The following is a 25,638-nucleotide window of genomic DNA, read 5'->3' as shown; positions in this document are numbered from 1 at the left end:
CGGCCGCTCTCTTGTCACCGCCCTTTGCCTGCACATAAGTTGGGCGCTTGCGACGTGTCCCAATGCCAGTGGGGGAGCCAAGTCATGGCCGCGAACGGACGGCACCGCAGATATCAGCCCAGCCGGATCAACCGTGCCTCGCTCACGGTCACCGCGGGCGGTGCGGGCCTCGCACTCCCGCTCATCGCGGCGGCCTCGGCCGGCGCCGCGACCCCGGATGTGTGGGAGAAGGTCGCCGCCTGCGAGTCGACCGGCAACTGGCACATCAACGACGGGAACGGCTACTTCGGCGGACTGCAGTTCACCCGCTCGACCTGGGCGGCGTACGGAGGCACGGTCTACGCCCCGCGCGCCGATCTGGCCACCAAGGGCGAGCAGATCTCCATCGCCGAGAAGGTGCTCGATGCACAGGGGCCGGGTGCCTGGCCCGGCTGCTCGGCCAAGGCGGGGCTGAGCAGCCGCGGGGACGCCGCCGACATCACCCCGCAGTCGCAGCGCACCGGCCACGTGAAGGCCCCGGCCAAGACCTCCCCGGACCGGACCTCCCCGGACCGGACCGTCTCCGGCAGGCCCACGACGAAGCGGACCTCCGCCCCCGCCACGCCGACCACCGTGCCCGGCAAGCGCGAGTCGTACACCGTGACACGCGGCGACTCGCTCTCCGCGATCGCCGCGAGCGAGCGCGTCCGGGGCGGCTGGCAGCACCTCTACGCGCAGAACCGCGAGGTTGTCGGGGACGATCCGGACCTCATCCTGCCCGGGCAGCGCCTGAGCCTGGACACGGCCCGGTCCGCGAGGACGGGCACGCCCGCGCAGACGAAGCCGAAGGCCGCGCCGAAGCCCCGGAAGTCCACCGCACCGCAGCGCTCGGCCGCACCGGAGCGCCCGAAGGCGGAGCCGCACCAGCGGGCCGCCGCACCGGAGCAGCAGGCCGCCGCGACGAAGCCCCGCCACGACACCGCGAAGCCGAAGCCCCACCACGACACCGCGAAGCCGAAGCCCCACCACGACACCGCGAAGCCGAAGCCGCAACCGAAGAAGACCGAGAGCCACCGGCCGAAGCCGCGTACGGAGCAGCACGCCGGTCTCGTGGCACCCGTCGCGGCCGGCATCGGCACCCCGTACCACCAGTCCGGCTCCTGGGCCAGCGGCTATCACACCGGGGTCGACTTCCCGGTCCCGACCGGTACGTCGATCAGGGCGGTGGCCTCCGGCACGGTCGTCTCGGCCGGCTGGGGCGGCGCGTACGGCTACCAGGTCGTCATCCGGCACAGCGACGGGAAGTACAGCCAGTACGCGCACCTGTCCGCACTGCACGTGCGTGAGGGCCGCCATGTCTCGGCGGGCCAGCGGATCGCGCGCTCGGGCTCCACCGGGAACGTCACGGGACCGCACCTGCACTTCGAGATCCGCACCGGCCCCGGCTACGGATCGGACATCGACCCGCTGGCCTACCTCAGGGCGGGCGGCGTCAGAGTCTGAACGGCGCCCCGGGGGTCGGCCGCGTCATCGGGATCGGCCGGCCCCGCGGGGCCGGGGTACCGCGACATGCCGGGCCCGAAGACCACCCGGCCCAGGCACTCCAGCGGCATCAGCACAGGCAAGGGACGACGCACCGCCGAGGACGTGCCGCGGACCGCCTCGACGGCCCCGCCGGGCGCGGAGGGCCCGGGAGCCGTTTCGGGGGCGGTCACGTCCTCTCGCGGCGCCTCCTCACGCTCCATGTCGTCACGTACCGCGCCCTCCGGCTTCCCGTCCGCCCCGGCGTCCGGGAGTGCGTCGTCGGCCGCCCGAGCGGCCCGGTGCTCCGCGCCCAGCCGCTCCGTCGTGAGCAGGATCAGACCGCCCGCGGCGATCACCGCGCAGGCCGGCGCGAGCATGGTCCCGACCGTGCCGTGCCGGAACTGCTCGCCGAACATCGTGAGGCCCACGACCGCCGCTATCACGGGGTTCACCACGGTCACCGTCGCCAGTGGCGCGGTCAGCCCGGCGCCCCGGTACGCGGCCTGGGAGACCAGCAGCCCGGTGGCGGCGAAACCGGCGATCGCCAGCAGCGCCGGCAGCCCGGCCCCCATGGCACCGGAGGCCAGCCCCACCGCGACGGTCTTCGTGAACACCGAGGCGATGCCGAACGCGATGCCCGCCGCCCCGGCCAGTACCACGCTCCGTACCACCGGCCGGTGCACGCCCGTGGAGATCAGCAGGAGCAGCGCGACCGCACCGAGCGTCGCACCGGCGACGATCAGCTGGTCCCGGCCGTTCAGGGCGTGCGACTCGGCGTGCCCCGTGAGCGTGAGCAGGCCCGCCAGACCGACGGTCGCCATGATCGCGCCCCGCCAGGCGGTGCCCCCGGCCCGGCGGCGTACGAAGAGCGCCGCCATCGGCAGGGCGAAGACGATGGTCAGCGCACCGAGCGGCTGGACGAGGCTCAGCGGGCCGTAGGCCAGCGCCACGACATGGAGCACCGCGCCCACGCCGTTCAGTGCCACGGCGGCCCACCAGACCCGGTCGCGCAGCGGCGCCGGCGAGTGACCCCCGCCGGTCGTCGCCACGCGCTCCTGGACGATCGCCCCGGCCGCGTACGCGACCGCGGAGACCAGTGACAGCAGCACGGACAGCGCAAGGGAACTCATGTACACCACGATGTCTCTTCGACGCGGCTGCGTCGTCGTCCTTGAGACGGCGATTCGGCGTACTGCTTCAGTAGTACGACCGTGGTCCCAGTGTCCTCCTCCGGAGGGTAGTTCTCGCCCGTAGGGCTCAGGAGCCGTGACCCCTCGGGGTTACGGTGAGCGCCGGGCCGCGGCATGCCGGGGCGGCCGCGCAGTCGGGACCGGTGGCCGGAACACCGGGAGGGAGCACGTGCGATGGACGGGTCCGCAGCGGCCTCGATGGGCGGATTCTTCGCGCTGCGGACCACCGCGCCGCCGCAGGGGGCGCACCGTCCGCTGGCGCGGTTGTACGCGGGGGAGCAGGATCCGCTCACGGACCGGATCGACACGGTCGCCGCCCGGCTGGACACCTCCGAGCGCAGGGTCGCCGCCTCGGTCGCGCACCTGGGGCTGGCCTCCCGCCTCTGGTCGGTCGCACTCGGACCGGCGGCAATGACCGGCCGCTTTCCCGCCCTTGAGCCCGGCGACCTCCACTGGGATCCCCGGCATCCGGCCCCCGACGACCTGTGGCTGGACGGCGCCGGGTCGCTGCCCGCCACCGCCCACCGGATCCGTGAAGTCGTCCAGTACGGCCACCTCGTACCCCTGGCCGAGGCGGTCCACCGGGACGGTCCGCTGTCCGACCGGCTGCTGTGGGGCAACGCGGGGTCCGCCCTGGCCGGAGCCCTGCGCCAGCTCCTCGTCGGGGCGCGCACCCACCACCGCCCCGACGCGGCGGCGCGGGCCCGTGCACTGGCCGCCGAACTCTTCGACCACCCGGACCTCCGCAACACCGGCGCTCCGCACGACGCGGGCTTCCGCCGCCGCAGTTGCTGTCTGTACTACCGCACGCCGGGCGGCGGCCTGTGCGGGGACTGTGTCTTCGAAGGTGCAGGGCCCGGGGGCACCTGACCCGGGAGCGCCGGATCCGCCGCCGCTCCTCGCGCACACCGGCCGGCCGGCTCACCGGTCCCGGACCCGTCACGTTCACGCTCGGCAACGGCAACGGCAACGGCATCGCCGACGGCGACGGCGACGGTGGCAGCGAGGTGTCCGCCCGTGTCTTCGGCACTCCCGGGCTCGACGGCCGGATCTTCGTGCTCGGCGTCTGGTGCGATCCCTGCAACCTGGCGGGCCGCCGCGCTCGACCTGGTTCCGGAGCCGACGAAGGGGCGCGTATCGCATCTGAGGGCGGGCCGGGGAGCCCGGTCCCGCGGCGCCGGACCACGGCGCCCCCCTCGACTTGTCATGCACCTGGACATCGGCTCGGATGTCGTGCTGTCATGCCAACTGCCGTTCCTTCCAACGTTGTACATCGTGCTGCAACGAGCCGCCACCCTTCCTCAGCTAGGAGGATCCGTGCGCATCAGAAAGAAACTGGTACTGCTTCTCGCCACAGCTCTCGGCGCCGCCGGTCTGACCGCCGTGCCCACCGCGTCGGCCGCCCCCGAACCGGGCGACGTGCATGGTCTCAAGGGCGAGTACTACACCCAGTCCGCCCCCGGTGCCTTCGACTTCGGGCAGCTCAGGGCGACCGGATTCGACCCGGACATCGACTTCCCGACGCTGGAGCCCCGGCTGGCCTCGGCCACCGGACAGAACGACGACGCCAGCATCCGCTGGACCGGGAAGATCGTGCCGGAGAAGACCGGCGCCCATCTCTTCTCGATGATCGGCGACAACGGCTTCCGGCTCTGGATCGACGGGAAGCCGGTCATCGACCACTGGGTCGACGACTGGGAGAAGGAACAGACCTCGCAGCCCGTGGAGTTGACCGCCGGCCGGGCGTACGACCTCAAGGTGGAGTTCTTCGAGCACCAGGGCGGATCCAACCTCCACCTGAAGTGGACCGAACCCGGCGGCAGCAAGGTACCGGTGCCGCAGTCCGCCTTCCGGCTGCCCGACGGCTTCGCGTACGACGGGGCCATCGCCGCCACCGTCCTCGCGGACGGCCGCACGCTCAAGCTGGACTTCGCGCAGAAACTCGCGCCGCCGCCCGCCGGGCTGGTGAACCACCTCGACGCCGTCATCGGCGGCGCCGAGTGGCCGCTCGGCGCCGTCGAGGCCGATCCGGCCGACCCGCGCAGCCTGACCGTGGCGCTGGAGGAACCCGTCGTCGGCAACAGGGCCGGCGACGCCACCGGGCTCGCCGACGTCCGCTACGACGGCGCGGGAGCCCTGGCCGGTGAGGACGGAAAGACCGTCGGGGCCTTCTGGTCCGGCGGGCCGAACCGCTCCACGTACGAGCTGCGCACCCGGTGGGCCGACGAGGTGGGCCCGCGCAACGCATTGCCGGAGTACCCCCGGCCCCAGCTCACCCGGGACAACTGGCAGAACCTCAACGGCTCCTGGGAGTTCGCCGCGGCGAAGGCAGGAGAGCGGCCCCCGGTCGGCAGGAAGCTCGGCGAGAGGATCCTCGTCCCGTACCCGGTCGAATCGCAGCTCTCCGGGATCGAGCGGCACGAGGACCGGATGTGGTACCGCCGCACCTTCACCGTGCCCCGGGACTGGAGGATCGGCTCCGGCCGGCGGCTCCAGCTGAACTTCGGGGCCGTGGACTGGCAGTCCGAGGTGTACGTCAACGGCAGCAAGGTCACCGAACACAAGGGCGGCTACGACAAGTTCAGCGCCGACGTCACCGATGCGCTGAAGCCCGGCCGCACCCAGGAACTCATCGTGGGCGTCCACGACCCGACCGACGCGGCGGACGGCGAGAACCCGCCGATGGGCAAGCAGCGCCTCGACCCCAGCGGCATCTGGTACACCCCGTCGTCCGGGATCTGGCAGACGGTGTGGATGGAGCCGGTCGCCGCCGACCACGCCGACTCGCTGAAGCTGACCCCCGACGTCCGGGGCGAGAAGCTCGCCGTCGAGGTGCGCGGGGTACGGGACGGGGTGCCCGTCACGGCGACCGCGTACGACGGGAGGCGCAAGGTCGCGACCGTTGGCGGACACACCGGCGCCGCACTGGACCTGCCGGTGCCCGACCCGCATCTGTGGTCCGCCGCCGACCCGCATCTCTACCGGCTGGAGGTCCGTGTCGGATCGGACCGGGTCGGGAGCTACTTCGGGATGCGGTCGATCGCCGTCGAGAAGGTGAACGGCACCCCGCGCACCGTCCTCAACGGCAGGCCGGTCTTCCTGATGGCCACCCTCGACCAGGGCTTCTGGCCCGACGGGCTGCACACCGCGCCCACCGACGAGGCCCTCGCGTACGACCTGAGGATGCACAAGGCGATGGGGTTCAACTCCGTGCGCAAACACATCAAGGTCGAGCCCGACCGCTGGTTCTACTGGGCGGACCGGCTGGGCCTGCTGGTCTGGCAGGACATGCCCGCGATGAACACGGTCAACCCCTCCACCGCCGCCCGCGCCGAGTACGAGCGCGAGATGAAGGAGATGATCGACGAACACGCCGGCCATCCGTCCGTCGTCATGTGGGTGACCTTCAACGAGGGCTGGGGTCAGTACGATCAGGCCCGCATCGCGGACCGGGCCAAGTCCTGGGATCCGACCCGGCCGGTGAACAACATGAGCGGGCTCAACTGCTGCGGAGCGGTGGACGGCGGCAACGGCGACATCGCCGACGCGCACGGCTATCCGAGCCCCGCGCTGCCGCGGCCCGACGGGAAGCGCGCTCTGGTCAGCGGTGAGTACGGCGGGCTGGGCCTGGCTGTACCGGGGCACGCCTGGGCCGTACAGCAGTCGTACATCGCGGTCGACCCGGCCACCTACACCGACGACTACCTGGCCAGGCTCGACGAGGTGCGGAAGCTCGCCTGCGAAGGCGGCAACGGCGCCGTGTACACCCAGATCTCGGACGTCGAGGGCGAACTGAACGGACTGCTCACCTACGACCGCCGGATCGTGAAGCCCGACGTCGAACGGATCCGGGCGGCGCAGGAAGCGCTCGTCCGTGACGCGTCGAACCCGGTCGTGGCGGGGTGCCCCGCCGGCTGACCCGTGACCTGGTCGTGGGGCGGGCGGCGTCCCGCCCGCCCCACAGCTCGGCTGCTCAGCTGCTCAGCTCGAACTCGGCCCGGATGCGCTTGCCCACCGGCACCCGCTCCGCGGTCAGCCGATCGCACAGCGCCACCACGATCTCCATGCCGTGACCGCCGGGGCGCGTCGGGTCGGGGGAGTAGAACAGCGGCAGAGCGGTGCTGGAGTCGTACACCGTGACGCTGACGCGCTCCGCGGTGCCCTCCAGCTCCAGCAGATAGGGGCCCTGGCTGTACCGGTCCGCATTGGTGACCAGCTCGCTCACCGCCAGCAGCAGATCGCTGCGGGTGTGCTCACCGAAGACCGCGAGCCACTCGGCGGCCAGCCGGACCAGAAAACGATCGGCCAGCGCCCGGGCCTGCGCGATGCAGCCGGGCTCACCGTCGAACACCTCGGCGCTGTGCAGAACCTCCGTGGACCGGTCCGGGCAGGGGGAGCCGGCCGGTCGCGAGGTGACCTGTTCGTTCATGTGCTCCAGCCAGGGCGACGCAGGGGTGTTCGGTGACAGCTTCTCGACGTCCGCCTACCCGCGACGAACGGTCCCACTCCGGGGAGAACCCGGCAGATCTCAGCCATGGCCGCCCTGCCCCGCTGCCGGGTCCGCAAGGGGTTGCCCCGTCGCCGAACGCGCGGGCACGGCCGCGGAGACCGGCAGGGTGAAACGGATCCGGGTGCCGTCCGAGGGCTCCTCGTCCAGCCAGATCCGGCCCCCGTGGACCTCCACGATCTTCCGGCACAGCGCCAGACCGATGCCGGTGCCCTCGTACTCGTCCCTGCCGTGCAGCCGCTGGAAGATCACGAAGACCTTCTGGGCGAACTCCGGCGCGATGCCGATCCCGTTGTCCGAGACGCAGAAGTGCCAGTCCTCGCCCTCCCGGACACAGCCGACCGTGATCCGGCACGGCACATCGGGGCGGCGGAACTTCACCGCGTTGCCGATCAGGTTCTGCCAGACCATCGAGAGCGCCGTCGCGTCCCCGGTCACCTCGGGCAGCGGGGACTCCCGTACGACCGTGGCACCGGACTCCTCGACGACCAGCGCGAGATCGGCCAGCGCCCGGTCGAGCGTACGGTCGAGGCCGACCGGCTTCCACTTGTCGTGCACCCGCCCCACGCGGGAGAAGGCGAGCAGGTCGTCGATCAGCACCTGCATCCGGGTCGCGCCGTCCACCGCGTAGTCGATGTACTGACGGGACCGGCCGTCCAGCGACCGGGCGCACCGTTTCTCCAGGAGCCGGCAGAACGAGGCGACCTTGCGCAGCGGCTCCTGCAGATCGTGCGAGGCGACATAGGCGAACTGCTCCAGCTCCGCGTTCGACCGGCGCAGCTCCTGGGCCTGCTCCGCCAGCAGCTGTTCGCGCTCCTGGGAATCGGCGAGCTCCTCGACGATCCGGCGGCGCATGTCCTCGACGGCCGCCGCGACCGCCCGCACGTCCGACGGCCCGCCGACCTCGATCCGGTTGCGGAACGCCCCCGACCGGACGGTGTCGGAGGCGGCGGCCAGCCGGCTCAGCGGCCGTCCCACCATCCGGTGCAGCAGCAGCCCCAGCGCGACCACGGCCGCCAGGAAACCCACGACCAGCGCGATGAACACCCGGTCCCTGGTGGCGCGGGCGGTGCCCAGATCGGCGCGGGCCAGGTCGCGCGCCACATCGAGATGGGCCTGCTGGGCCTTGTACAGCCGCCGCAGCGTGTCGAACTCGTCCTTGCTCTGCCGGATCGGGGCCGAGGACTCGGAGGCCGGACCGTCCCGGCGGACCTCGGCGACCAGTGGCTCGGCGTGCTGGCCGCGCCACTCCCGGGCGGCCGCGGCGATCCGGTCGAGATCGTCGGCGAAGGGCTGCTCGTGCCCGACGAGCGCGCGCACCCGGGCCAGCCGCAGGTCCTCGTCGCGCATCCCCTCCTCGTAGGGCCGCAGGAAGGTCGTGTCACCGGTGAGCGCGAAGCCACGGATCCCGGTCTCCTGTTCCAGCAGGGCGTTCTGCAGCTGGAAGGACGAGGAACGGGCGGGCTGGATACGGTCCACCAGGTCGGTGGTGCGGTCGGATATCCGGGACTGGACCAGGCCACCGACGAGCCCACCGGCGCACACGATCAGCACGAAGACGGCGAGTATCAGATGGACCCAGCGCTGGACCGACAGGCGCGAGGCAATTGTGGGCCGGGTGCCCGGCGGGGTGTCGCGGCCGCTCATCGCGTGCCGCTCCGTCCCCAGCCCAGGTGGAGCACGGCGACGTCGTCGGCGAGACCGCCGTACGGGGACGCCGCCGAGGCCGCCTCGTCGACCAGGGTGTCCACGAAGTCCCGGGCCGCCAGTGCCCCGTGCCTGCGGGCCAGGGCGAGCAGTCCCTCCTCGCCCAGCCGGGTGCCCGGTCCCGAGCGCCCCTCGAAGAGCCCGTCGGTGAACAGCACGAGCCGGCCGTCCCCGGGCAGCGACAGCTCCGAGGCGCTCCACCGCTCCGTCCCCGTACCCGGCACCAGCCCCAGCGCCATCCCGGGCTCGGGCTCCTCCCAGCTCACCCGGGCCCCGCCGCGCAGCAGCAGCCCGGGGTGCCCGGCGCGCACCACCCGCACCCGGCGCCGGTCCGGGTCGAAGGCCAGGGAGGTGACGGTCGCGAAGACATGCGGGTCGGAACGCTCGGCGACCAGGATCTCCTCCAGCAGCCGGACCTGTTCGAGCTGGCCGGTCGCGCACAGCACCGCCGTACGCCACGCCACCCGCAGGCACACCCCCAGCGCCGCCTCCGCCGCCCCGTGCCCCGACACATCGCCGATCACCGCGTGCACCGTGCCGTCGGACGTCTGCACCACGTCGTAGAAGTCCCCGCTGAGCAGCGCGTGCGCCCGGCCCGGCTCGTATCGCGCGACCGCTTCGAAGGAGTCGTCGAGCAGCAGCGGCACCGGCAGCAGACCACGCTCCAGGCGGGCGTTCTCCTGCGCCATCAGACGGTTGGCACGCAGCGCCGCCGCCGCCCGCTCGACCTGCTTGCGCTGTAGGGCGTAGCGGACCGAGCGGCCCAGCGCCTGCGGATCGAGCCGCCCCTTGACGAGGTAGTCCTGGGCGCCGTTCGCCACGGCCGACAGGCCCGTATCGGATTCGGCCCGGCCGGTCAGCACCACGATGGCCGCGTCCGGCGCCGACTCGACGAGCTGGGTGACGGCGTCCAGACCGAACACGTCGGGCAGATGCAGATCGAGCAGCACACAGCACGGGGTGCGGCTCCCGGCCAGGAAGTGCCGTGCCTGGGCCAGTGTCTTGCACCAGGTCAACGCGGAGTCCAGCTCGCTGTCCGCGAGCATCTCCTCGACCAGCAGCGCATCGCCGGCGTCGTCCTCGACCAGCAGGATCACGGCGTCGACGTCCCAGACCGATCCGCCGCCGAGGGGGGAGGGTCCCGGCTGTACGGGGACGACGTCCGAACGCACAGGTTTCGCCGGAGAGCCGTCCGCGGGGAGCCCGGTCACACTGCACCCCCCTCTTCCGCACGTACGGCACGGCCCACCCCGGCCGTATGGCAGCGAAGCATATGTGACCTGTCCGTGGAGGAGACGTCCGGGCGCGGGCGGCCCGCGGGCGTCCGCGTCCCCGGCCGACCGACCGCGGAGCCGTGCGGGAAGTCACGCGAACGGAGCAGCGGCCGGTGCATGGCAGACTTGATCGGGGCGTTCGGCCCGGCAGGAGCAGGTACGGCGGTCGGCGCCACGAGAGACGGATGGCAGAGGAACGGCAATGACGGTGACACAGGACAGCCCGGAGCTCGCTCCCGGAACTGAGGAGTTCGGTCCCGGCATCGACCCGGAGCGGCTGGCCGTCTGCCTGAGCGTGCTCGACGAACTCGACGGCATCGAGGTCGACCACCCGGACGCCATCCTCGTGCGCCGCGCCACGGCGGGGATCTACCGGACGGTGAAGCAGCGCCGCCGCCAGGAACGCCGCGCCGCCAAGACCGCCCACGACAAGGCGGTCACCGAGGCCACCGCGACCGGCTCGGCCGACCGGATCGACGACGAGACGCAGGGCGTCCTGCCGTCGTCGTCCGCCCGCGCCGAGATCGCGGGCGTGCTCCGGCGCCCCCGCTCCTGCTACATCTGCAAGACCCGGTACGTCGAGGTGGACGCCTTCTACCACCAGCTCTGCCAGCAGTGCGCGCAGGAGAACCGCTCGCGCCGCGACGCCCGGACCGACCTCAGCGGCCGGCGCGCGCTGCTGACCGGCGGCCGGGCCAAGATCGGCATGTACATCGCGCTGCGGCTGCTGCGCGACGGGGCGCACACCACCATCACCACCCGCTTCCCCAACGACGCGATCCGCCGCTTCAAGGCGATGCCGGACAGCGACGAGTGGATCCACCGGCTGAAGGTCGTCGGCATCGACCTGCGCGACCCCGCCCAGGTCGTCGCCCTCGCCGACTCGGTCGCCGCCGAGGGCCCGCTGGACATCCTGATCAACAACGCGGCGCAGACCGTGCGCCGCTCGCCCAACGCCTACAGCGAGCTGGTCAACGCCGAGTCGGCGCCGCTCCCGGCGGGCGAGCTGCCCGCCGCCGAGGTCATCGGCACCTTCGGCAGCGGCGCCGTCGACCGGGTCGCGGCCCTGCCGGCCGCCCGAAAGGAGGGGCTGAGCGCGCAGGACGTCACCGAGCTCGCGCTGGTCACCGGCTCCGCGTCGCTGGAGCGGATCGCCGCCGGGACGGCGATCGACGCGGGCGGACTGGTGCCCGACCTGCACGACACCAACAGCTGGATCCAGACGGTCGAGGAGGTCGAGCCGATCGAGCTGCTGGAGGTCCAGCTCTGCAACTCCACCGCACCGTTCATCCTGATCAGCCGGCTCCGCCCGGCCATGGCCGCGACCGCAGCCAAGCGGGCCTACGTGGTCAACGTCTCCGCGATGGAGGGCGTGTTCAGCCGCGGCTACAAGGGCGCCGGCCACCCGCACACCAACATGGCCAAGGCCGCCCTGAACATGCTCACCCGCACCAGTGCCCAGGAGATGTTCGAGAAGGACGGCATCCTGATGACCGCGGTCGACACCGGCTGGATCACCGACGAGCGCCCGCACCCCGACAAGATCCGCCTCGCCGAGGAGGGCTTCCACGCCCCGCTCGACCTGGTCGACGGCGCCGCCCGCGTCTACGACCCGATCGTGCGCGGCGAGGAGGGCGAGGATCTGTACGGCTGCTTCCTCAAGGACTACGCGCCCGCCAACTGGTAATCGCCGCCGATGCGGCGTGCATGAACAGTCGTCGACCCGGTCGGGACCCGCTCCCGACCGGGTCTTTCGCGTGTCCGGCGCCCTGCCCGGTGGCTGAAAGTGACCTAGAGCACACGTTCCATCGAGCATGGAAGCGCTCATTTGGTTACCCTGATGTGAACGGACGTAATCGAGGAGTCCACAAACCTTCCTCGACCGTCCCGGGACAGGCTTGTCAACCAAGCCGCCGTCCTGCCCCGTATCCCGGCGCCACCGCGACCGAACTGTTCTTGCCCCTGCCCATACGGGTGGCTGATCCCCCGGCGATGAGGCCGGAGCATCGGCGACGCCCGGGGTGACGCGACACAAAGGAGTGCGCGGTGACGACACCGGAACTGACGAAGCAAGAGAAGCGACCTGCCGATCGGCACGGAGAGCGGGCCCGCAGGCCCGAGAAGCTCCGGAACATCGAGGTCTGGGCCAGGTCCGCACCGATCCGGCTGGCCGGCTACGAGGACGACCTCGCCGAGCCCCACATCCTGCCCGGCATCGACTGACACGGCTTCACAGCACGGCACCCGAGCTCCGGTCCGCATCGCGCGGCCCGGAGCTCGGCCCGTCGCTGCGCCCGCCGCCTCACCGGAGGGCACCCGCCACGGCCGCCCCGGCGAACGACAGCCCGACACCCGCACCCACGGTCAGCGCCAGATACCCCGCCGCCATGGACAGCCGACGGGCCGAGGTGAGGGTCAGCAACTCGTACGAGAACGTCGACCAGGTCGACAGGGCGCCGCAGAAGCCGGTGGCGAGCAACAGCTGGAGCCGGGGCCCCAGCTCCCCGTCGGTCACGGCCTCGGAGAGGAAGCCGAGGAGCAGCGCCGCACCCGCGTTGGCCGCGAAGGTGCCCCAGGGAAAAGCGGTCCGCAGACGGAATTTGGCGTCCACGCCGAGCAGATAGCGGAGCGGAGCGCCGGCCAGTCCCCCCGCGAGCACGAGCAGCCAGTCGGTCATCGGTCGCCGTCCTGGGCCGCGTAGCCATGTCCGAGGGCGAAGTGCGCGGCGAAGGCGCCCGCCGTCACGGCGGCCAGGGCCGCCACCACCGTCAGGACCAGACAGCCGACCGCATAGCCGGGCCGGCCGTTCTCGAAGAGCTGCCGCACGTTGTCCGTGTAGTGGGAGAACGTGGTGAACCCGCCGAGGACACCGGTGCCCAGCAGCGGACTGATCAGCCGCGGTGAACCGGGAAAGCGCAGCTTCAGGGTGACCATCAGCACGCCCATGAGGAAGCAGCCCACAGTGTTGACCAGCAGAATCGTCCAGGGGAACGCCGAAGCGCCGGTGGGCCAGATCCGCTCGGCACCGTAGCGGGCGGCGGCCCCGGCGGCGCCGCCGATCGCGACGGCCACCACGACGGCCGGCTGCGCTCCGGGGTGGTGATCGGGGTGGGTGTGGTGGTGCAGTCTCATCCGCGGGGACATCCGGCGAACCTAACGAGCGACCCCGGCCACACGCGCGCAGCACGCGCAACGGCCTACTTTCGGACTCGAATGGACGACCGGAACACCGCACGGCGAGAAGAGCTGTCCGGCATATGCATTGATGGCGATAAGCCAATTCCCGCCGTCCGTGCTCCGCGAGGAGAACGGACGACGCCTGCCGAGCCGTTGGAGCTCCCCTTGCCCATTGCCGAGCCGGACGCCGTCCGGAAGCTGGAAAGCCGGCAGCCGACCGCCTTCCTCCTGGCCTCGGTGCGCGGCGTCGGACAGGTGGATCTCCAGCCGGGCATCTGGACGGGCGCGTTCATCCTCGCCGGGCTGTGGGCGGCGGGCTGGCGGATCGGTCTCTTCGCCACCCTGGGCACCGTCGTCTCGACCCTGACCGCGTACGCGGTCGGCATCGACCGGTCCGGCATCGCCCTCGGCCTGCACGGCTACTCCGGCTGTCTCACCGGCATCGCGCTGGTCACCTCGCTGGGGAACCACCCCGCCACCTATGTGCTCGCGGTCATCGGTTCGATCCTGTGCACCATCCTGACGATGTCGCTGACCACCCTGCTGGCGCCGTACCGGCTGACCGCGCTCACCGCGCCGTTCTGCCTGGTCTCCGGCGTCATGGTGCTCGGTGCTCCGTCGTTCGGGAGGATCTGGCACGGGGCGCCCAAGGCCGTGTCCAGCACCACCAGCGGCGACACCGCGATCTCCTGGAACGACCTGTGGCACGCCTTCTTCACCAACGTCTCGCAGGTCTTCCTGGTGGACGCCTGGTACGTCGGGCTCATCATGCTCGTCGGGCTGGCCTTCTCCGGAGCGCGCGTGGTGCTGTACGCGGCGGCCGGCAGCGTCGTCGGGATCGTCGCGGCCTGGGCGCTCGGCGCCCCCACCTCGTTGATCGCCAACGGGATCTACGGCTACAACGCCGTGCTCGTGGCCATCGCCGTCGGCGCGGTCTTCCTCACCGGCACGGTGTGGAACGGGGCCTACGCCCTCTTCGGCGCCGTCGCGTCCACCGGCCTGACCGCCTCACTGACCTCGTTCTTCAAACCGTTCGGCGGCCACACCTTCACCTGGCCTTTCATCCTCGTGACCTGGGTGCTCATGGCGGCCGTCCCGCTGATGCCCCGCTTCCGCAGGAGCGGCTGACCGCCCGGCCGCCGGCTCCTTCTCGCCCCTCCCCGAATTCCAGAGGAAGGTACTGACGATGAACCTCGCACCGCGCGAGATCGACAAGCTGTTGGTGTACGTCGTGGCCGACCTGGCCCGCAAGCGCCGGGACCGTGGCCTCAAACTCAACTACAGCGAGTCCGTGGCGCTGATCAGCGAGGCGATCCTGGAAGCCGCCCGCGACGGCAGGAGCGTCGCGGACTGCATGGAACTCGGCCGGCACGTCATCGGCGAGAAGGACACCATGCCCGGCGTCCGGGAGATGCTCGGGCTGCTCCAGATCGAGGCGTCCTTCGTCGACGGCACCAAGCTGGTGTCCTGCCACGACCCCATCGGCGGCTGAGCCGATGCCCGACCACTGCCGGGTGATCGCGGTGTGCGGCCACGAAGCCGCGTACGGCGAGGCGTTGCACGGCCTGGTGGACCCCGCGGTGACCGTCGTGGCCAATGGGCGTGAACTGTTCCGGACGGTCGCCGCGCTGAGCCGCAGCGGCGAGCGCAGCTGCGTCGTCCCGATGACGCTGGGCCGCGAACCGGAACTCGTCGCGGACACCGCCCGCACGCTGCGCGCGCTGCCCGCCGCCGAGCGCGCCGGGACCGTGCTGGCCGAGCCCTTCGGCACCTCCCAGCACCTGGTCGGCTGGCTGCGCGCTGCGGCGGCCCGCGCCCCGCGGACCGCCGCGCTGCTGGTCACCGCCCCGGCCGGCGACCCGTTCGAGGACGCCGAGCTGTACCGGGTCGCGAGCCTGGTCCGCCGTTACGGGAGCCACGGCCTGGTCGAGGTCGCGTTCACCGGGGGAGACCCGGACCCGGCCGAGGGGGTCCGGCGCTGCGGGCTGCTCGGTGCCCGGCACGTGGTACTGCTCCCCGCGGCGTTCGCCGAGCCGCCGATGCCCGACGTGCCCGGCATCCGGGTCGAACGCGCCGGTCCGCTGACCGCTCCCGCGGCGCTGGCCCGGGTGCTCGCCGAGCGCGTGGCCGATGCCCGGCGGCACCGGGGCGAGCGCGGTGACGACGGCATCGCGGCCGGACTGACGGCCGCGGACCACCACGGCCACTCCCACACCCACCCGCCGGGCGAGGGCCACGACCACGGACATCAGCACACGCATCCGCACCCGCACCCGCACCCGCACCCGCATGTCCACGGTGCGGGCCGAGTCATCAGGAGCACCACATGACGCCCCGTCAGAGGTACATCTACGGCAAGGAACCCATCGAGATCAACGCCGGCCGCCGCACGGTGAAGCTCACCGTGCGCAACACCGGGGACCGCGCGGTCCAGGTCGGCTCGCATTACCACTTCTTCGAGGTCAACTCGGCGCTGTCGTTCGACCGTCAGAAGGCGCTCGGTATGCACCTGGACATTCCCGCCGGAACGGCGGTACGCATCGAGCCCGGCGGCACCCGCGACGTGCAGCTGTGCACGTACGCCGGAACCGGCCGGCTCGTCGGTTTCAGCGGGCTGCTCAACGGCAGCCTCGCCTCGCACCCGATCAAGGTCGAGGCCGTGCGCAAGGCGATCGAGCTGGGCTTCCAGGGCACGCAGGAGAGCGGTGACGCGGGCGCACCCCAGGAACGCACCGCGAACGCCAAGAGCGCCAAGAGCACCAAGAGCCCGAAGGACTCCAAGGCCAAGAAGAAGGGTTCGCGCTGATGTCCATCATGCCGCGCAAGCAGTACATCGACATGTTCGGCCCGACGGTCGGCGACCGATTCCACCTCGCCGACACCAACCTCGTCGTCGAGGTCGAGAAGGACTACAGCGAGGGTCTGTACGGCGACGAGGTCGTCTACGGCGGCGGCAAGACCATGCGCGACGGCATGGCTTCCGACCCGCAGGCCACCGCCGCCCAGGGCGCGCTCGACACCGTCATCACCAACGTGGTGGTCATGGACCCCGTGGTCGGCATCGTCAAGTGCGACATCGGCATCAAGAACGGCTTCATCGCCGGCATCGGCAAGTCGGGCAACCCGCAGACGCAGAACAACGTCCACCCGGACCTGGTCATCGGACCGGGCACCGAGGCCATCGCCGGGGAGCACCTCATCGCCACGGCGGGTGCCATCGACCCGCACGTCCACCTCATCTCGCCGCAGCAGGCGGAGCAGGCGCTCACCAACGGCATCACCACCCTGATCGGCGGTGGCACGGGCCCGGCCGACGGCACCAACGGCACCACCTGCACACCCGGCCCCTACAACATCGCCCGGTTCCTCCAGGCGGCCGAGTCCTTCCCCGTCAACCTCGGCATCATGGGCAAGGGCAACGGCAGCCTGCCCGAAGCGCTCGACGAGCAGATCGAGGCCGGAGCCTGTGCCCTGAAGGTCCACGAGGACTGGGGCGCGACCCCCGCCGTGATCGACAACTCGCTGAAGGTCGCCGACCGTTACGACGTCCAGGTCGCCATCCACACCGACAGCCTCAACGAGAGCGGCTTCTTCGAGGACACCCGCTCCGCGATCGACGGCCGCGCCATCCACACCTTCCACAGCGAGGGCGCGGGCGGCGGTCACGCCCCCGACATCCTGCGGGTGGCGGGCGAGCCGAACGTACTGCCGTCCTCCACCAACCCGACGCTGCCGTACACCAAGAACTCGGTGGACGAGCTCCTCGACATGGTCATGGTCTGCCACCACCTGGACCCGCAGATCCCCGAGGACGTCTCCTTCGCCGACAGCCGGGTCCGCGCCGAGACGATCGCCGCCGAGTCGGTGCTGCACGACCTCGGTGTCATCAGCATGTTCTCCTCCGACTCGCAGGCCATGGGCCGGATCGGCGAGTCCGTCACCCGGGCCTTCCAGACCGCCCACCACTGCAAGGACAAACTCGGCACGCTGGAGGGCGACTCCGCCCGCAACGACAACCAGCGGGTGCTGCGCTACCTCGCCAAGGTCACCATCAACCCGGCCATCGCCACCGGCATCTCCGACCACGTGGGATCGATCGAGAAGGGCAAGCTCGCCGACATCGTGCTCTGGCCCATCCACTCCTTCGGCGCCAAGCCGAAGATGGTGATCAAGGGCGGCATCATCTCCTGGGCGCAGATGGGCGACCCCAACGCCTCGCTGCCGACCCCGCAGCCGGTGATCTACCGGCCGATGTTCGGGCAGTACGGCAAGGCCCTGCCCGCGACCCATGTCACCTTCATGTCCCAGGCGGGCATCGCCGCCGGGGTTCCGGCCGAACTGGGCCTGGAACGCATGGTGCTGCCGGTGAGCCGCACCCGGACCATCGGAAAGCACAACATGATCCGCAACAACGCGCTGCCGGACATCGAGGTCGACCCGGAGACGTTCAGGGTCACGCTCGACGGCAGGGTCGCCACCATCGACCCGGCCGAGGAACTCCCCCTCAACCACCTGTACTTCCTGGTGTAGGGCGATGTACCGCGACGAGAGCGACCCGTTGGGCGAACCCGCCCCGGCATCGGCCGCGTCCACCGCCCCGGTGCGCACACCCGAGTCGGCGCTCGGACCGCTGCTGGTCAGCCTCCAGCTGACCGACTCGGCGTTCCCGAGCGGCTTCTACACGCTGTCGCACAGCCTGGAGGGGTTCGCCCACGCCGGGGCGGTGGACCAGGAGAGCCTGCCGCTGCTGCTGGAGGACCTGTTGCTGCACGGCGTCGGCCCGGCCGACGCCACCGCGCTCGCGCTCGCCCACCGGGCGACCCGCGCGGGCGACGCGGCGGCCGTCGTCCGCGTCGACGAGCACCTGTTCGCCACCAAGCTGGGACGCGAGATGCGCCAGGCGGCCACCCGGACCGGACGGCAGCTCCTCGACCTGGCCCGGGAGGTGTTCGACCGCCCGGAGATCGCCGAACACTTCGACCGTGTCGAACGCCGTGAGTCGCCCGGCACCCAGGCGGTGGCCGCCGGCGTCATCAACGCCGCGACCGGCGTCCCGGTCCGCCAGGCGGTCGCCGCGGACCTGTTCGCGTTCTGTGCCAGCTTCGCGGGCGCCGCCCTGCGGCTGCGGCTCACCGACCACCGCAGGGCACAGACCCTGCTGCGGGACGCCGCACCCGTCATCGAGGCGGCCACGGAGGCGGCGCTGCGGCGCGAGGCGGCGGACATCGGCGCCACCGTCTTCGCCTCGGACATCATGTCGGGCCGTCATGAACGCGCCGAGGCACGCCTGTTCGCCAGCTGACCCATCCACCCCCCCCACGAGTCAGGGAGCATCATGGACGACAACGTACTTCGGGTCGGCATCGGCGGACCGGTCGGATCCGGCAAGACCGCGCTCATCGAGGCGCTCGTACCGGTACTGATCGAGCGCGGCCACCGTCCCTCCGTCATCACCAACGACATCTACACGCAGGAGGACGCCCAGCACGTCCGCCGGACCCTCGCCGGCGTCCTCGAACCGGAGCGTGTCGTCGGGGTCGAGACGGGAGCCTGTCCGCACACCGCCGTGCGGGACGACCCCACGATGAACCTGGCGGCGGGTGCCGAGATGCTGGAGCGCTTCCCCGACACCGACACGCTGCTCTACGAGTCCGGTGGTGACAACCTCACGCTCACCTTCAGCCCGGCCCTGGTCGACCTGTTCATCTTCGTCCTGGACACCGCCGAGGGCGAGAAGATGCCCCGCAAACGGGGTCCGGGCATCACCGACTCCGATCTGCTCGTCATCAACAAGATCGACATCGCCAGGTACGTGCGCACCGACATCGGTGTCATGGAGTCCGACGCCCACCGGGTCCGCGACAACCGCCCCGTCGTCCTCACCGACTGCCTCACCGGCATCGGCATCGAGGACGTCGCGGGCTACCTCGAATCCCGCCGCAAGGCGCTGATCTGAGATGCGCCCCGCCCCGTCGCCGTCCCGGCCGGACCGGCTCGTCCCCGACTACTACAGCGCGGTCCGCGTCCCCCCGGAAGTGGCCGCCCTGGCCTCCGTGCCCGACACGCTCGGGCCCGGCTCCCCGGCCAAGGTCGGCATCCTCGACCTGGCCTTCGCCGTACGGGGCGGGCGCACCGAACTCGTGGAGCGGTACCAGAAGACCCCGTTGCAGATCATGCGGCCGCTGTGGATCGACCCGGCGGCGCCCGGCATGAGTTACGTCTATCTGATGGCGACCGGCGGCGGCATCGCCCAGGCCGACCGCTACCGGATGGACTTCCGCTGCGGTCCCGGCACCGAAGTGCACCTGACCACCCAGGCGGCGACCAAGGTCTTCCGCATGGAGCACGACTACGCCAGCCAGCGCGTGCACATCACGGCGGACGAGGGCGCCTATGTGGAGTACCTGCCGGATCCGCTGATCCCGTTCAAGGGCTCGCGGTTCTACCAGCGCACCGAGGTCACGGTCGCGCCCGGAGCCACCGTGGTCGTCGGTGACACCCTGACCGCCGGGCGGCTCGCCCACGGCGAGCGCCACGACTACCGGGTCCTCTCCACCGACCTGCACATCGCCCGGCCCGACGGCACCCTCCTCGCCATCGACACCCTGCGCCTGGCACCGGGGGCGGGGCCGGGCGCAAACGGCGTCGTCGGCCCCGGTGTGTTCGCCGGGCACGACCATGTGGCGTCGCTCTTCGTGGTCACCGACCGTGCCCCGGCCGCCGAGGTGGCCGACACCCTCCACGGGGCGCTGGCCGGGCTCGGCGTCCTGTACGGGGTCAGTGTGCTGCCCCGGGACTGCGGTGCCTGGGTCCGGCTCCTGGACGACAGCCCGGTCGGGGTCGCCGAAGCGCACAACACCGCCTGGGACGCCGTGCGCCGACTGCTCACCGGCCACCCCGCACCCGCACTGCGCAAGCCGTGACGTACGGCGGCCGAACCCTCCGATTCCGACTCGAACCCCCTCCCCGACCCCGATCCCGAGGTATCCGCCGATGAACACCGCTCCCGCGCCGATGCCGGCCGCGTACGACTCCGGCGACACCGCCTGGCTGCTCGCCTCCACCGCCATGGTGCTGCTGATGACGCCGGGACTGGCGTTCTTCTACGGCGGCATGGTGCGCACCAAGCACATCCTGATGATGATCAAGATGAGCTTCGCCGCGCTCGCCTTCGGCACCCTGCTGTGGTGGGTGATCGGCTACTCGCTGGCGTTCGGGCCGGACGTCGGCGGCGCCGGGCTCATCGGCAACCTCGACCACGTGTTCATGCACGACATCGAGCTGAACACGCTCACCGGCCACATTCCCACCTACGTCTACAGCACGTTCCAGATGGGTTTCGCGATCATCACGGTCGCGCTGATCAGCGGCTCGATCGCCGACCGCGCCACGATGAAGGGCTGGATCGTCTTCGTCGTCCTGTGGCTGCTCATCGTCTACATCCCGCTCGCGCACTGGGTGTTCGACCCGGACGGGTGGATCGTCAAGCACCTCGGCGCGCTGGACTTCGCCGGTGGTCTGCCGGTGGAGCTCAACTCCGGGGTCGCCGGGCTCGCCGTCGCGCTGGTGCTGCGGGCACCGCGCGACTTCGCCCGCCGTGAGGAGCGGCCCAACAACATTCCACTCGTGGTGATCGGTGTCGGGCTCCTCTGGTTCGGCTGGTTCGGATTCAACTCCGGTTCGGCGCTCAGCGACCAGGGCACCGCGTCCGCCGCGTTCATCAACACCCAGCTCGGCGCGGCGGGTGCCATGGTCACCTGGCCGCTGGTCGAGAAGTGGCGGACCGGCACGGTCACCACCGTGGGCGTCGTCTCCTCCGCCGTCGCGGGCATGGTCGCCATCACCCCCGCCTGCGGTGAGATCGACACGCTCGGTGCCGTCATCACCGGTCTCGTCGTCGGGGCGGTGTGCGCCTTCGCCATCACGCTCAAATACCGCTTCGACGTGGACGACACCCTCGACGTGGTGGGTGTGCACGGCGTCGGCGGTCTGATCGGGCTGATCATGGTCGGTCTGTTCGCCACCGCGCGGATCAGCGGTAAGAAGGGGCTCTTCTACGGCGGCGGCTGGGGGCTGCTCGGCAAGCAGCTCGTCGCCGTCGTCTCCGTGATCGCGTTCTCCTTCATCCTCACCTGGATCATCGCGAAGGTGGTCCATCTGACCGTCGGCTTCCGCGCGGAGGACGAGTACGAGCGCGTTCCCGGTACGGACCGGGAGCGTGCGTACGACTTCCAGACCGCCGAGCGCCTCGGCGCCCTGGTCTCAGGCAAGGCCGTGACCAGCGACGACGAACTCGTCAGACAGATCACCAAGTTGCTGCGGGCCCGGGAGGAGTCCAAGTGAGGGACCCTGCGGGGGCCGGATCCTGAAGGACCGGACCGATCGCGGCCCCACTCAGTCATCGGATGGATGCGGGAAGCGTGTTTCGTTCTGTCTGGAAGATTGCATTGACAGGTTCGCGTCGCGCTTCAATCATCGGATGTCATGACCGAACTTCCCAGGCGCCATGTACTCGGAATGACGGCAGGGGCGGCAGTCGGCGCCGCCCTGCTCACCCCCGCCACCGCCGATGCGGCCCCGCACCCCGCAGCCGCCACGCGCACCGGATCGGGCACGGACGGCGGCGGGTGGGGCACCGTTCCCGCCGCCGTCCCCGTGCCGCTCGACACGTGGTTCGACAACGACGGAATCGACACCGCCGACGCCCGCGGCGGCGACTTCGACGGATCCGGCTACACCTTCCCGGGTGAGGAACTCCCCGCAGGGGAACGGGAGATCGGCGGCACCGCCTTCCTCTTCCCCGGCTCCGCCGCCGGGACCAAGAACAATGTCGTCGCCCTCGGCCAGCGCATCGACCTGCCGCCCGGCCGCTATCTCTCCGGTCTCCTCCTCACCTCGTGCAGCTACGGCGCCGCGTCCGGCAGGGCCACCGTCCACTACGCGGACGGCACCACGACGACCCCGCTGCTCGGCGGGCCCGACTGGTACGGCGGCAGCGGCGTCCTCACCGCCGCGTACCGCTACACCGCCGACGGTGCCAAGGACCTGCATCCGGTGTCCATCGCGGTCGGCGAGATCGCGCTCGACCCGGCCAGGGAAGCCGTGGCGCTCACCCTGCCGACCACCCAGCCCGCCGAGGCCGGCAAGCCGTCCCTGCACATCTTCGCGCTCTCGCTCCAGCCGGCCGCCCAGGGAAGGGCGTTGGCGCTTCGCGACGCCCATTCCACCACCTCGCTGCTGGACTCCGGAGCCCAGAGCGTAGAGGCCACCGTCGTCAACGCCGGCACCGTCGGCATCCTCGCCGCCGACGGCCTCACCCTCTCCGTGGACGTGCCCGGAGCCCGCACCGTCGCGCCCGCCCGCGTCAGCCGCCTCGCCCCCGGCGAACAGGCCCGCGTCCGCATCGGCATCCGCAGCAGACCCGGCACCGCACCCGGCACCGCCCGGGAAGGCGACGTTGTCGCACACGGACGAGGGGCGCGGGCGGCCACGGTCCGGCGTTCGCTCACGCTCGGCGTCCCCGACTACACGCCGACGGACGCCTCCCTCTCCACCCACCAGGCGCCGTACTGGTTCCAGCGGGCGAAGTTCGGGATCTTCATCCACTGGGGGGTCTACTCGGTTCCCGCCTGGGCGCCGGTCGGCACGCAGTACGCCGAGTGGTACTGGAACCAGATGCAGGACCCCGGCAACCCCACCCACGCCCACCACCGCGAGACCTACGGCGAGTCCTTCGCCTACGACGACTTCATCCCGCGGTTCCGCGCCGAACGCTTCGACCCGCGCTCCTGGGTGGAGCTGTTCCGGGACGCCGGCGCCCAGTACCACGTCCTCACCTCCAAGCACCACGAGGGTTTCGCGCTCTGGGACACCAAGCTCTCGGACCGCAACTCGGTGAAGATGGGGCCCCGGCGCGACCTGGTCAAGGAGCTCTTCGACGCCTCGCGCCGCTACACCCCCGAGCTCCACCCCGGGCTGTACTTCTCCATGCCCGAATGGTTCAACCCCGACCACCCGTGGATGGGTCACGCCCCGCGCAATCCGTACACCCTGGAGCCCGTCCCGTACACCGGTCACACGGCGGGCAAGGACTACGTCACCCAGTTCCAGGGTCCGCAGATGCTGGAGCTGATCCACGGGTACGACCCCGAGATCCTCTGGTGCGACATCGGCGGCGACAACGACAGCCACCGGGTGCTGGCCGAGTACTTCAACCATGCCAAGAACCGGGCCCGCCCGGTCGAGGTCACCGTCAACAACCGTTCCGGTATCGGCGCGTACGACTTCACCACGCCCGAGTACACGACGTACGACCAGATCGTCACCGCCAAGTGGGAGTCCAGCCGCGGCCTCGATCCGTTCAGCTACGGCTACAACGCCCAGACGCCGGACGAGAAGTACATGACGGCCGAGGAGATCGTGCACTCGCTCGTCGACATCGTCTCCAAGAACGGCAACTTCCTGCTGGACATCGGGCCCAGGGCCGACGGCACGATCCCCGACATCATGCAGCGCAGGCTGCGCGAGACGGGGGAGTGGCTGAAGACCAACGGGGAGGCGGTCTACGACACCACGTACTGGTCACGGATGCCGCAGCTGGGCGCGGACCTGCGGTTCACCCTGCGGCCGAACCGGGCGTTCTACATCCACTCCCTGGTACGGCCCGGCGCGACCCTCACCGTCGAGGCGCCGGTGCCGGTCCGCGGCGGTGACCGGGTCACCCTGCTCGGTCACGACCGGCCGCTCAACTGGCGTGTCCGGGGCGGCTCGCTGGTGATCGACGTACCGGCGGCGGCCCGCCGGACCGGAAAGCACGCCTGGGTGTTCAAGATCGCCTGGTCGGGCTGAGCCGGGCGGGACCGAGCGAGACGGGGCGCATGAAGTCCCGCACATAGGTCCGGTGCCACCAGCGTCCGGTGGCCCGCAGTTCGCGCCAGGTCGTGTACCGGTAGTGGTACACCCTGGCGCGGACATGGGCGGGCGGCGCATCGGGGAACGGGTTGTGACGCAGCAGCCGCAGGGTGTCCCGGTCGTTCTCCAGCAGCCGCTCCAGGAACGGGCCGAACCAGGGCCGGGCGTACGCGGGGGAGAGCGCCGCGAACCACATCAGCCAGTCCAGCCGCAGATGGTACGGGGCGAACTGGCGGGGCATCCGGCGCGGATCGCCCGGCTTGCCCCGGAAGCCGTACTCCCGCCAGAGGGTTCCCTCGTGGAGCACCTGCTCGTCCGTGCCCTCGACCACCACCTCCAGCCGGACCCGGCTGATGCTGCCGAACGCGCCATAGGTGTTGACCAGGTGCAACGGGTCGAACGAGCGGTTCATCACCTGGCGGCGGGAGACCAGATTGCGCGCCGGCCGGTAGCTGAGGAGGACGACCAGCGCGGTCGCCGCGAGGACCACGATCTCGTACCAGAGCGGTGGCGCGGACTGCGCGGGCGGCGCGGTGAACAGGGACCAGTCGACGGCGGACAGGGCGAGGGTGATCGTCAGCCAGTTCAGCCAGGCGAAGTTCCCCGAGACGACCAGCCACAGCTGGGTGACGATCATCAGCCCCGCGGCGGCGCTCGCCACCGGCTGCGGGGTGAACAGCAGCACCGGGACCAGAAGCTGGGTGACATGGTTGGCCGCCACCTCGGCCCGGTGGACGGGTTTCGGCAGCCGGTGGAAGAACCAGCTCAGCGGCCCCGGCATCGGCTGGGTCTCGTGGTGGAAGTACAGACACGTCAGCCTGCGCCAGCACTCGTCGCCGCGGATCTTGATCAGTCCGGCGCCGAACTCCACCCGGAACAGCACCCAGCGCAGCAGCCACAGCACCAGCACCGGGGGAGCCGTGTGCGCGTTGCCGAGGAAGACGGCGAGGAAGCCCGTCTCCAGCAGCAGCGACTCCCAGCCGAAGCCGTACCAGGTCTGGCCCACCTGGACGATCGAGAGGTACAGCGCCCAGGGCAGGGCCCAGAGCAGCATCGCCGCCCAGAGCGGAACGTACGAGTCCGCGCCCGCGAGCAGGGCGACGGCCAGCGCACAGCCGGTCCAGGCGACGAATGCGAAGAAGCGGTCGGAGTAGTGCAGCCGGAAGAGCCCCGGAGCGTCGCGCCAGTCGGTCCGGCGCAGGAACTCGGGTACCGGCAGCATGCCTCGTTCGCCGATCAGCGCCCGGAACTGGAGCGCGGCGGTGAGAAACGCGACCAGGTAGACAGCGGCCAGCGCCCGCTGGAAGATCAGCCGGCTGAGCCAGTACCCGTCTGCGGTGAACCAGTTCATCACCTCCAGTATCGGCGA

General features: G+C 71.2%; 22 protein-coding genes. 15 read left to right on the top strand and 7 right to left on the bottom strand.

What is annotated here, in order from left to right; all coding sequences use genetic code 11:
* Positions 1–84: 84 nt before the first annotated feature.
* Positions 85–1,482: a peptidoglycan DD-metalloendopeptidase family protein gene (locus ACGF8B_RS11515; RefSeq protein WP_392737027.1), complete on the top strand. Its 1,398-nt coding sequence runs from the start codon at positions 85–87 to the stop codon at positions 1,480–1,482.
* On the opposite strand, the gene ACGF8B_RS11510 is transcribed toward ACGF8B_RS11515, so the two are convergent.
* Positions 1,452–2,633, bottom strand: a complete 1,182-nt coding sequence (locus ACGF8B_RS11510; RefSeq protein WP_392737025.1) for a DMT family transporter — start codon at positions 2,631–2,633, stop codon at positions 1,452–1,454. The genes ACGF8B_RS11515 and ACGF8B_RS11510 overlap by 31 nt on opposite strands.
* 234 nt (positions 2,634–2,867) lie before the next feature.
* Between ACGF8B_RS11510 and ACGF8B_RS11505 the strand changes: the two genes are divergently transcribed.
* Positions 2,868–3,563 carry a (2Fe-2S)-binding protein gene (locus ACGF8B_RS11505; protein WP_392737023.1) on the top strand — a complete coding sequence of 232 codons (696 nt, stop codon included), beginning with the start codon at positions 2,868–2,870 and terminating at the stop codon, positions 3,561–3,563.
* A gap of 447 nt (positions 3,564–4,010) precedes the next feature.
* Complete coding sequence (locus ACGF8B_RS11500; protein ID WP_392737022.1) at positions 4,011–6,611, top strand: PA14 domain-containing protein; 2,601 nt, start codon at positions 4,011–4,013, stop codon at positions 6,609–6,611.
* Positions 6,612–6,666: 55 nt separating this feature from the next.
* Here the strand turns inward: ACGF8B_RS11500 and ACGF8B_RS11495 are convergent, their stop codons facing one another.
* The 3 genes from ACGF8B_RS11495 to ACGF8B_RS11485 form a co-directional block, all read right to left on the bottom strand.
* Positions 6,667–7,122, bottom strand: coding sequence for an ATP-binding protein (locus tag ACGF8B_RS11495; protein ID WP_392737021.1), 456 nt, complete (start codon positions 7,120–7,122; stop codon positions 6,667–6,669).
* 99 nt (positions 7,123–7,221) lie between these two features.
* Positions 7,222–8,847: an ATP-binding protein gene (locus ACGF8B_RS11490; protein WP_392737019.1), complete on the bottom strand. Its 1,626-nt coding sequence runs from the start codon at positions 8,845–8,847 to the stop codon at positions 7,222–7,224.
* Positions 8,844–10,079, bottom strand: a complete 1,236-nt coding sequence (locus tag ACGF8B_RS11485; RefSeq protein WP_392737424.1) for a SpoIIE family protein phosphatase — start codon at positions 10,077–10,079, stop codon at positions 8,844–8,846. The genes ACGF8B_RS11490 and ACGF8B_RS11485 overlap by 4 nt, the downstream gene beginning before the upstream one ends.
* Before the next feature lie 304 nt (positions 10,080–10,383).
* On the opposite strand from ACGF8B_RS11485, the gene ACGF8B_RS11480 reads away from it, so the two are divergent.
* Both ACGF8B_RS11480 and ACGF8B_RS11475 read left to right on the top strand, forming a co-directional pair.
* Complete coding sequence (locus ACGF8B_RS11480) at positions 10,384–11,868, top strand: SDR family NAD(P)-dependent oxidoreductase (protein ID WP_392737017.1); 1,485 nt, start codon at positions 10,384–10,386, stop codon at positions 11,866–11,868.
* A gap of 359 nt (positions 11,869–12,227) precedes the next feature.
* Complete coding sequence (locus ACGF8B_RS11475; protein ID WP_392737015.1) at positions 12,228–12,404, top strand: hypothetical protein; 177 nt, start codon at positions 12,228–12,230, stop codon at positions 12,402–12,404.
* A gap of 79 nt (positions 12,405–12,483) precedes the next feature.
* Here ACGF8B_RS11475 and ACGF8B_RS11470 read toward each other — a convergent pair whose 3' ends face one another.
* Together ACGF8B_RS11470 and ACGF8B_RS11465 are read right to left on the bottom strand one after the other, a co-directional pair.
* Positions 12,484–12,858, bottom strand: coding sequence for a fluoride efflux transporter FluC (locus tag ACGF8B_RS11470; RefSeq protein ID WP_392737013.1), 375 nt, complete (start codon positions 12,856–12,858; stop codon positions 12,484–12,486).
* Entirely contained in the window at positions 12,855–13,325 is a 471-nt protein-coding gene (locus ACGF8B_RS11465; protein WP_392737012.1) for a fluoride efflux transporter FluC, read from the bottom strand. The genes ACGF8B_RS11470 and ACGF8B_RS11465 overlap by 4 nt, the downstream gene beginning before the upstream one ends.
* Positions 13,326–13,523: 198 nt before the next feature.
* Here ACGF8B_RS11465 and ACGF8B_RS11460 point away from each other — a divergent pair, with 198 nt between their 5' ends.
* The 10 genes from ACGF8B_RS11460 to ACGF8B_RS11415 all read left to right on the top strand — a co-directional run bounded on the left by ACGF8B_RS11460 (position 13,524) and on the right by ACGF8B_RS11415 (position 24,206).
* The gene (locus ACGF8B_RS11460; RefSeq protein ID WP_392737010.1) at positions 13,524–14,486 is read left to right on the top strand and encodes an urea transporter; all 963 of its coding nucleotides are present in this window, start codon (positions 13,524–13,526) and stop codon (positions 14,484–14,486) included.
* A 58-nt stretch (positions 14,487–14,544) separates the two neighbouring features.
* Positions 14,545–14,850 carry an urease subunit gamma gene (locus ACGF8B_RS11455; RefSeq protein WP_342280936.1) on the top strand — a complete coding sequence of 102 codons (306 nt, stop codon included), beginning with the start codon at positions 14,545–14,547 and terminating at the stop codon, positions 14,848–14,850.
* A 4-nt stretch (positions 14,851–14,854) separates the two neighbouring features.
* Entirely contained in the window at positions 14,855–15,688 is an 834-nt protein-coding gene (locus tag ACGF8B_RS11450; RefSeq protein WP_392737008.1) for a cobalamin biosynthesis protein CbiX, read from the top strand.
* Positions 15,685–16,164, top strand: a complete 480-nt coding sequence (locus tag ACGF8B_RS11445; protein ID WP_392737006.1) for an urease subunit beta — start codon at positions 15,685–15,687, stop codon at positions 16,162–16,164. The genes ACGF8B_RS11450 and ACGF8B_RS11445 overlap by 4 nt, the downstream gene beginning before the upstream one ends.
* The gene (gene ureC, locus ACGF8B_RS11440; RefSeq protein WP_392737004.1) at positions 16,164–17,888 is read left to right on the top strand and encodes an urease subunit alpha; all 1,725 of its coding nucleotides are present in this window, start codon (positions 16,164–16,166) and stop codon (positions 17,886–17,888) included. Before ACGF8B_RS11445 ends, ureC begins: the two co-directional genes overlap by 1 nt.
* 4 nt (positions 17,889–17,892) lie before the next feature.
* Positions 17,893–18,660 (top strand): urease accessory protein UreF, encoded by a 768-nt coding sequence (locus ACGF8B_RS11435; protein WP_392737002.1) that lies wholly within the window; start codon positions 17,893–17,895, stop codon positions 18,658–18,660.
* Between the two features lie 33 nt (positions 18,661–18,693).
* Positions 18,694–19,314 carry an urease accessory protein UreG gene (ureG, locus tag ACGF8B_RS11430; protein ID WP_342280940.1) on the top strand — a complete coding sequence of 207 codons (621 nt, stop codon included), beginning with the start codon at positions 18,694–18,696 and terminating at the stop codon, positions 19,312–19,314.
* Between the two features lies 1 nt (position 19,315).
* Positions 19,316–20,281 (top strand): urease accessory protein UreD, encoded by a 966-nt coding sequence (locus tag ACGF8B_RS11425; protein WP_392737000.1) that lies wholly within the window; start codon positions 19,316–19,318, stop codon positions 20,279–20,281.
* A 70-nt stretch (positions 20,282–20,351) separates the two neighbouring features.
* Positions 20,352–21,701: an ammonium transporter gene (locus ACGF8B_RS11420; RefSeq protein WP_392736998.1), complete on the top strand. Its 1,350-nt coding sequence runs from the start codon at positions 20,352–20,354 to the stop codon at positions 21,699–21,701.
* Positions 21,702–21,842: 141 nt separating this feature from the next.
* Positions 21,843–24,206 carry an alpha-L-fucosidase gene (locus ACGF8B_RS11415; RefSeq protein ID WP_392736996.1) on the top strand — a complete coding sequence of 788 codons (2,364 nt, stop codon included), beginning with the start codon at positions 21,843–21,845 and terminating at the stop codon, positions 24,204–24,206.
* On the opposite strand, the gene ACGF8B_RS11410 is transcribed toward ACGF8B_RS11415, so the two are convergent.
* The gene (locus ACGF8B_RS11410; protein WP_392736994.1) at positions 24,184–25,620 is read right to left on the bottom strand and encodes a lipase maturation factor family protein; all 1,437 of its coding nucleotides are present in this window, start codon (positions 25,618–25,620) and stop codon (positions 24,184–24,186) included. The two genes, ACGF8B_RS11415 and ACGF8B_RS11410, sit on opposite strands and share 23 nt — an antisense overlap.
* Positions 25,621–25,638: the final 18 nt, after the last annotated feature.

Origin of the sequence: Streptomyces sp. NPDC047917, assembly GCF_043204345.1 — a bacterium.
Taxonomy (GTDB): domain Bacteria; phylum Actinomycetota; class Actinomycetes; order Streptomycetales; family Streptomycetaceae; genus Streptomyces; species Streptomyces sanglieri.
Note: the sequence above shows the minus strand (reverse complement) of the source record. Positions and strands in the feature narration are given on the sequence as shown.

Bases quoted from the DNA above. Each gene is read 5' to 3' on its own strand.
- ACGF8B_RS11515 (WP_392737027.1), top strand. From the start codon at position 85: ATGGCCGCGAACGGACGGCACCGCAGATATCAGCCCAGCCGGATCAAC.
- ACGF8B_RS11510 (WP_392737025.1), bottom strand. From the start codon at position 2,633: ATGAGTTCCCTTGCGCTGTCCGTGCTGCTGTCACTGGTCTCCGCGGTC.
- ACGF8B_RS11505 (WP_392737023.1), top strand. From the start codon at position 2,868: ATGGACGGGTCCGCAGCGGCCTCGATGGGCGGATTCTTCGCGCTGCGG.
- ACGF8B_RS11495 (WP_392737021.1), bottom strand. From the start codon at position 7,122: ATGAACGAACAGGTCACCTCGCGACCGGCCGGCTCCCCCTGCCCGGAC.
- ACGF8B_RS11490 (WP_392737019.1), bottom strand. From the start codon at position 8,847: ATGAGCGGCCGCGACACCCCGCCGGGCACCCGGCCCACAATTGCCTCG.
- ACGF8B_RS11480 (WP_392737017.1), top strand. From the start codon at position 10,384: ATGACGGTGACACAGGACAGCCCGGAGCTCGCTCCCGGAACTGAGGAG.
- ACGF8B_RS11470 (WP_392737013.1), bottom strand. From the start codon at position 12,858: ATGACCGACTGGCTGCTCGTGCTCGCGGGGGGACTGGCCGGCGCTCCG.
- ACGF8B_RS11465 (WP_392737012.1), bottom strand. From the start codon at position 13,325: ATGTCCCCGCGGATGAGACTGCACCACCACACCCACCCCGATCACCAC.
- ACGF8B_RS11455 (WP_342280936.1), top strand. From the start codon at position 14,545: ATGAACCTCGCACCGCGCGAGATCGACAAGCTGTTGGTGTACGTCGTG.
- ACGF8B_RS11450 (WP_392737008.1), top strand. From the start codon at position 14,855: ATGCCCGACCACTGCCGGGTGATCGCGGTGTGCGGCCACGAAGCCGCG.
- ACGF8B_RS11445 (WP_392737006.1), top strand. From the start codon at position 15,685: ATGACGCCCCGTCAGAGGTACATCTACGGCAAGGAACCCATCGAGATC.
- ureC (WP_392737004.1), top strand. From the start codon at position 16,164: ATGTCCATCATGCCGCGCAAGCAGTACATCGACATGTTCGGCCCGACG.
- ACGF8B_RS11435 (WP_392737002.1), top strand. From the start codon at position 17,893: ATGTACCGCGACGAGAGCGACCCGTTGGGCGAACCCGCCCCGGCATCG.
- ureG (WP_342280940.1), top strand. From the start codon at position 18,694: ATGGACGACAACGTACTTCGGGTCGGCATCGGCGGACCGGTCGGATCC.
- ACGF8B_RS11425 (WP_392737000.1), top strand. From the start codon at position 19,316: ATGCGCCCCGCCCCGTCGCCGTCCCGGCCGGACCGGCTCGTCCCCGAC.
- ACGF8B_RS11420 (WP_392736998.1), top strand. From the start codon at position 20,352: ATGAACACCGCTCCCGCGCCGATGCCGGCCGCGTACGACTCCGGCGAC.
- ACGF8B_RS11415 (WP_392736996.1), top strand. From the start codon at position 21,843: ATGACCGAACTTCCCAGGCGCCATGTACTCGGAATGACGGCAGGGGCG.
- ACGF8B_RS11410 (WP_392736994.1), bottom strand. From the start codon at position 25,620: ATGAACTGGTTCACCGCAGACGGGTACTGGCTCAGCCGGCTGATCTTC.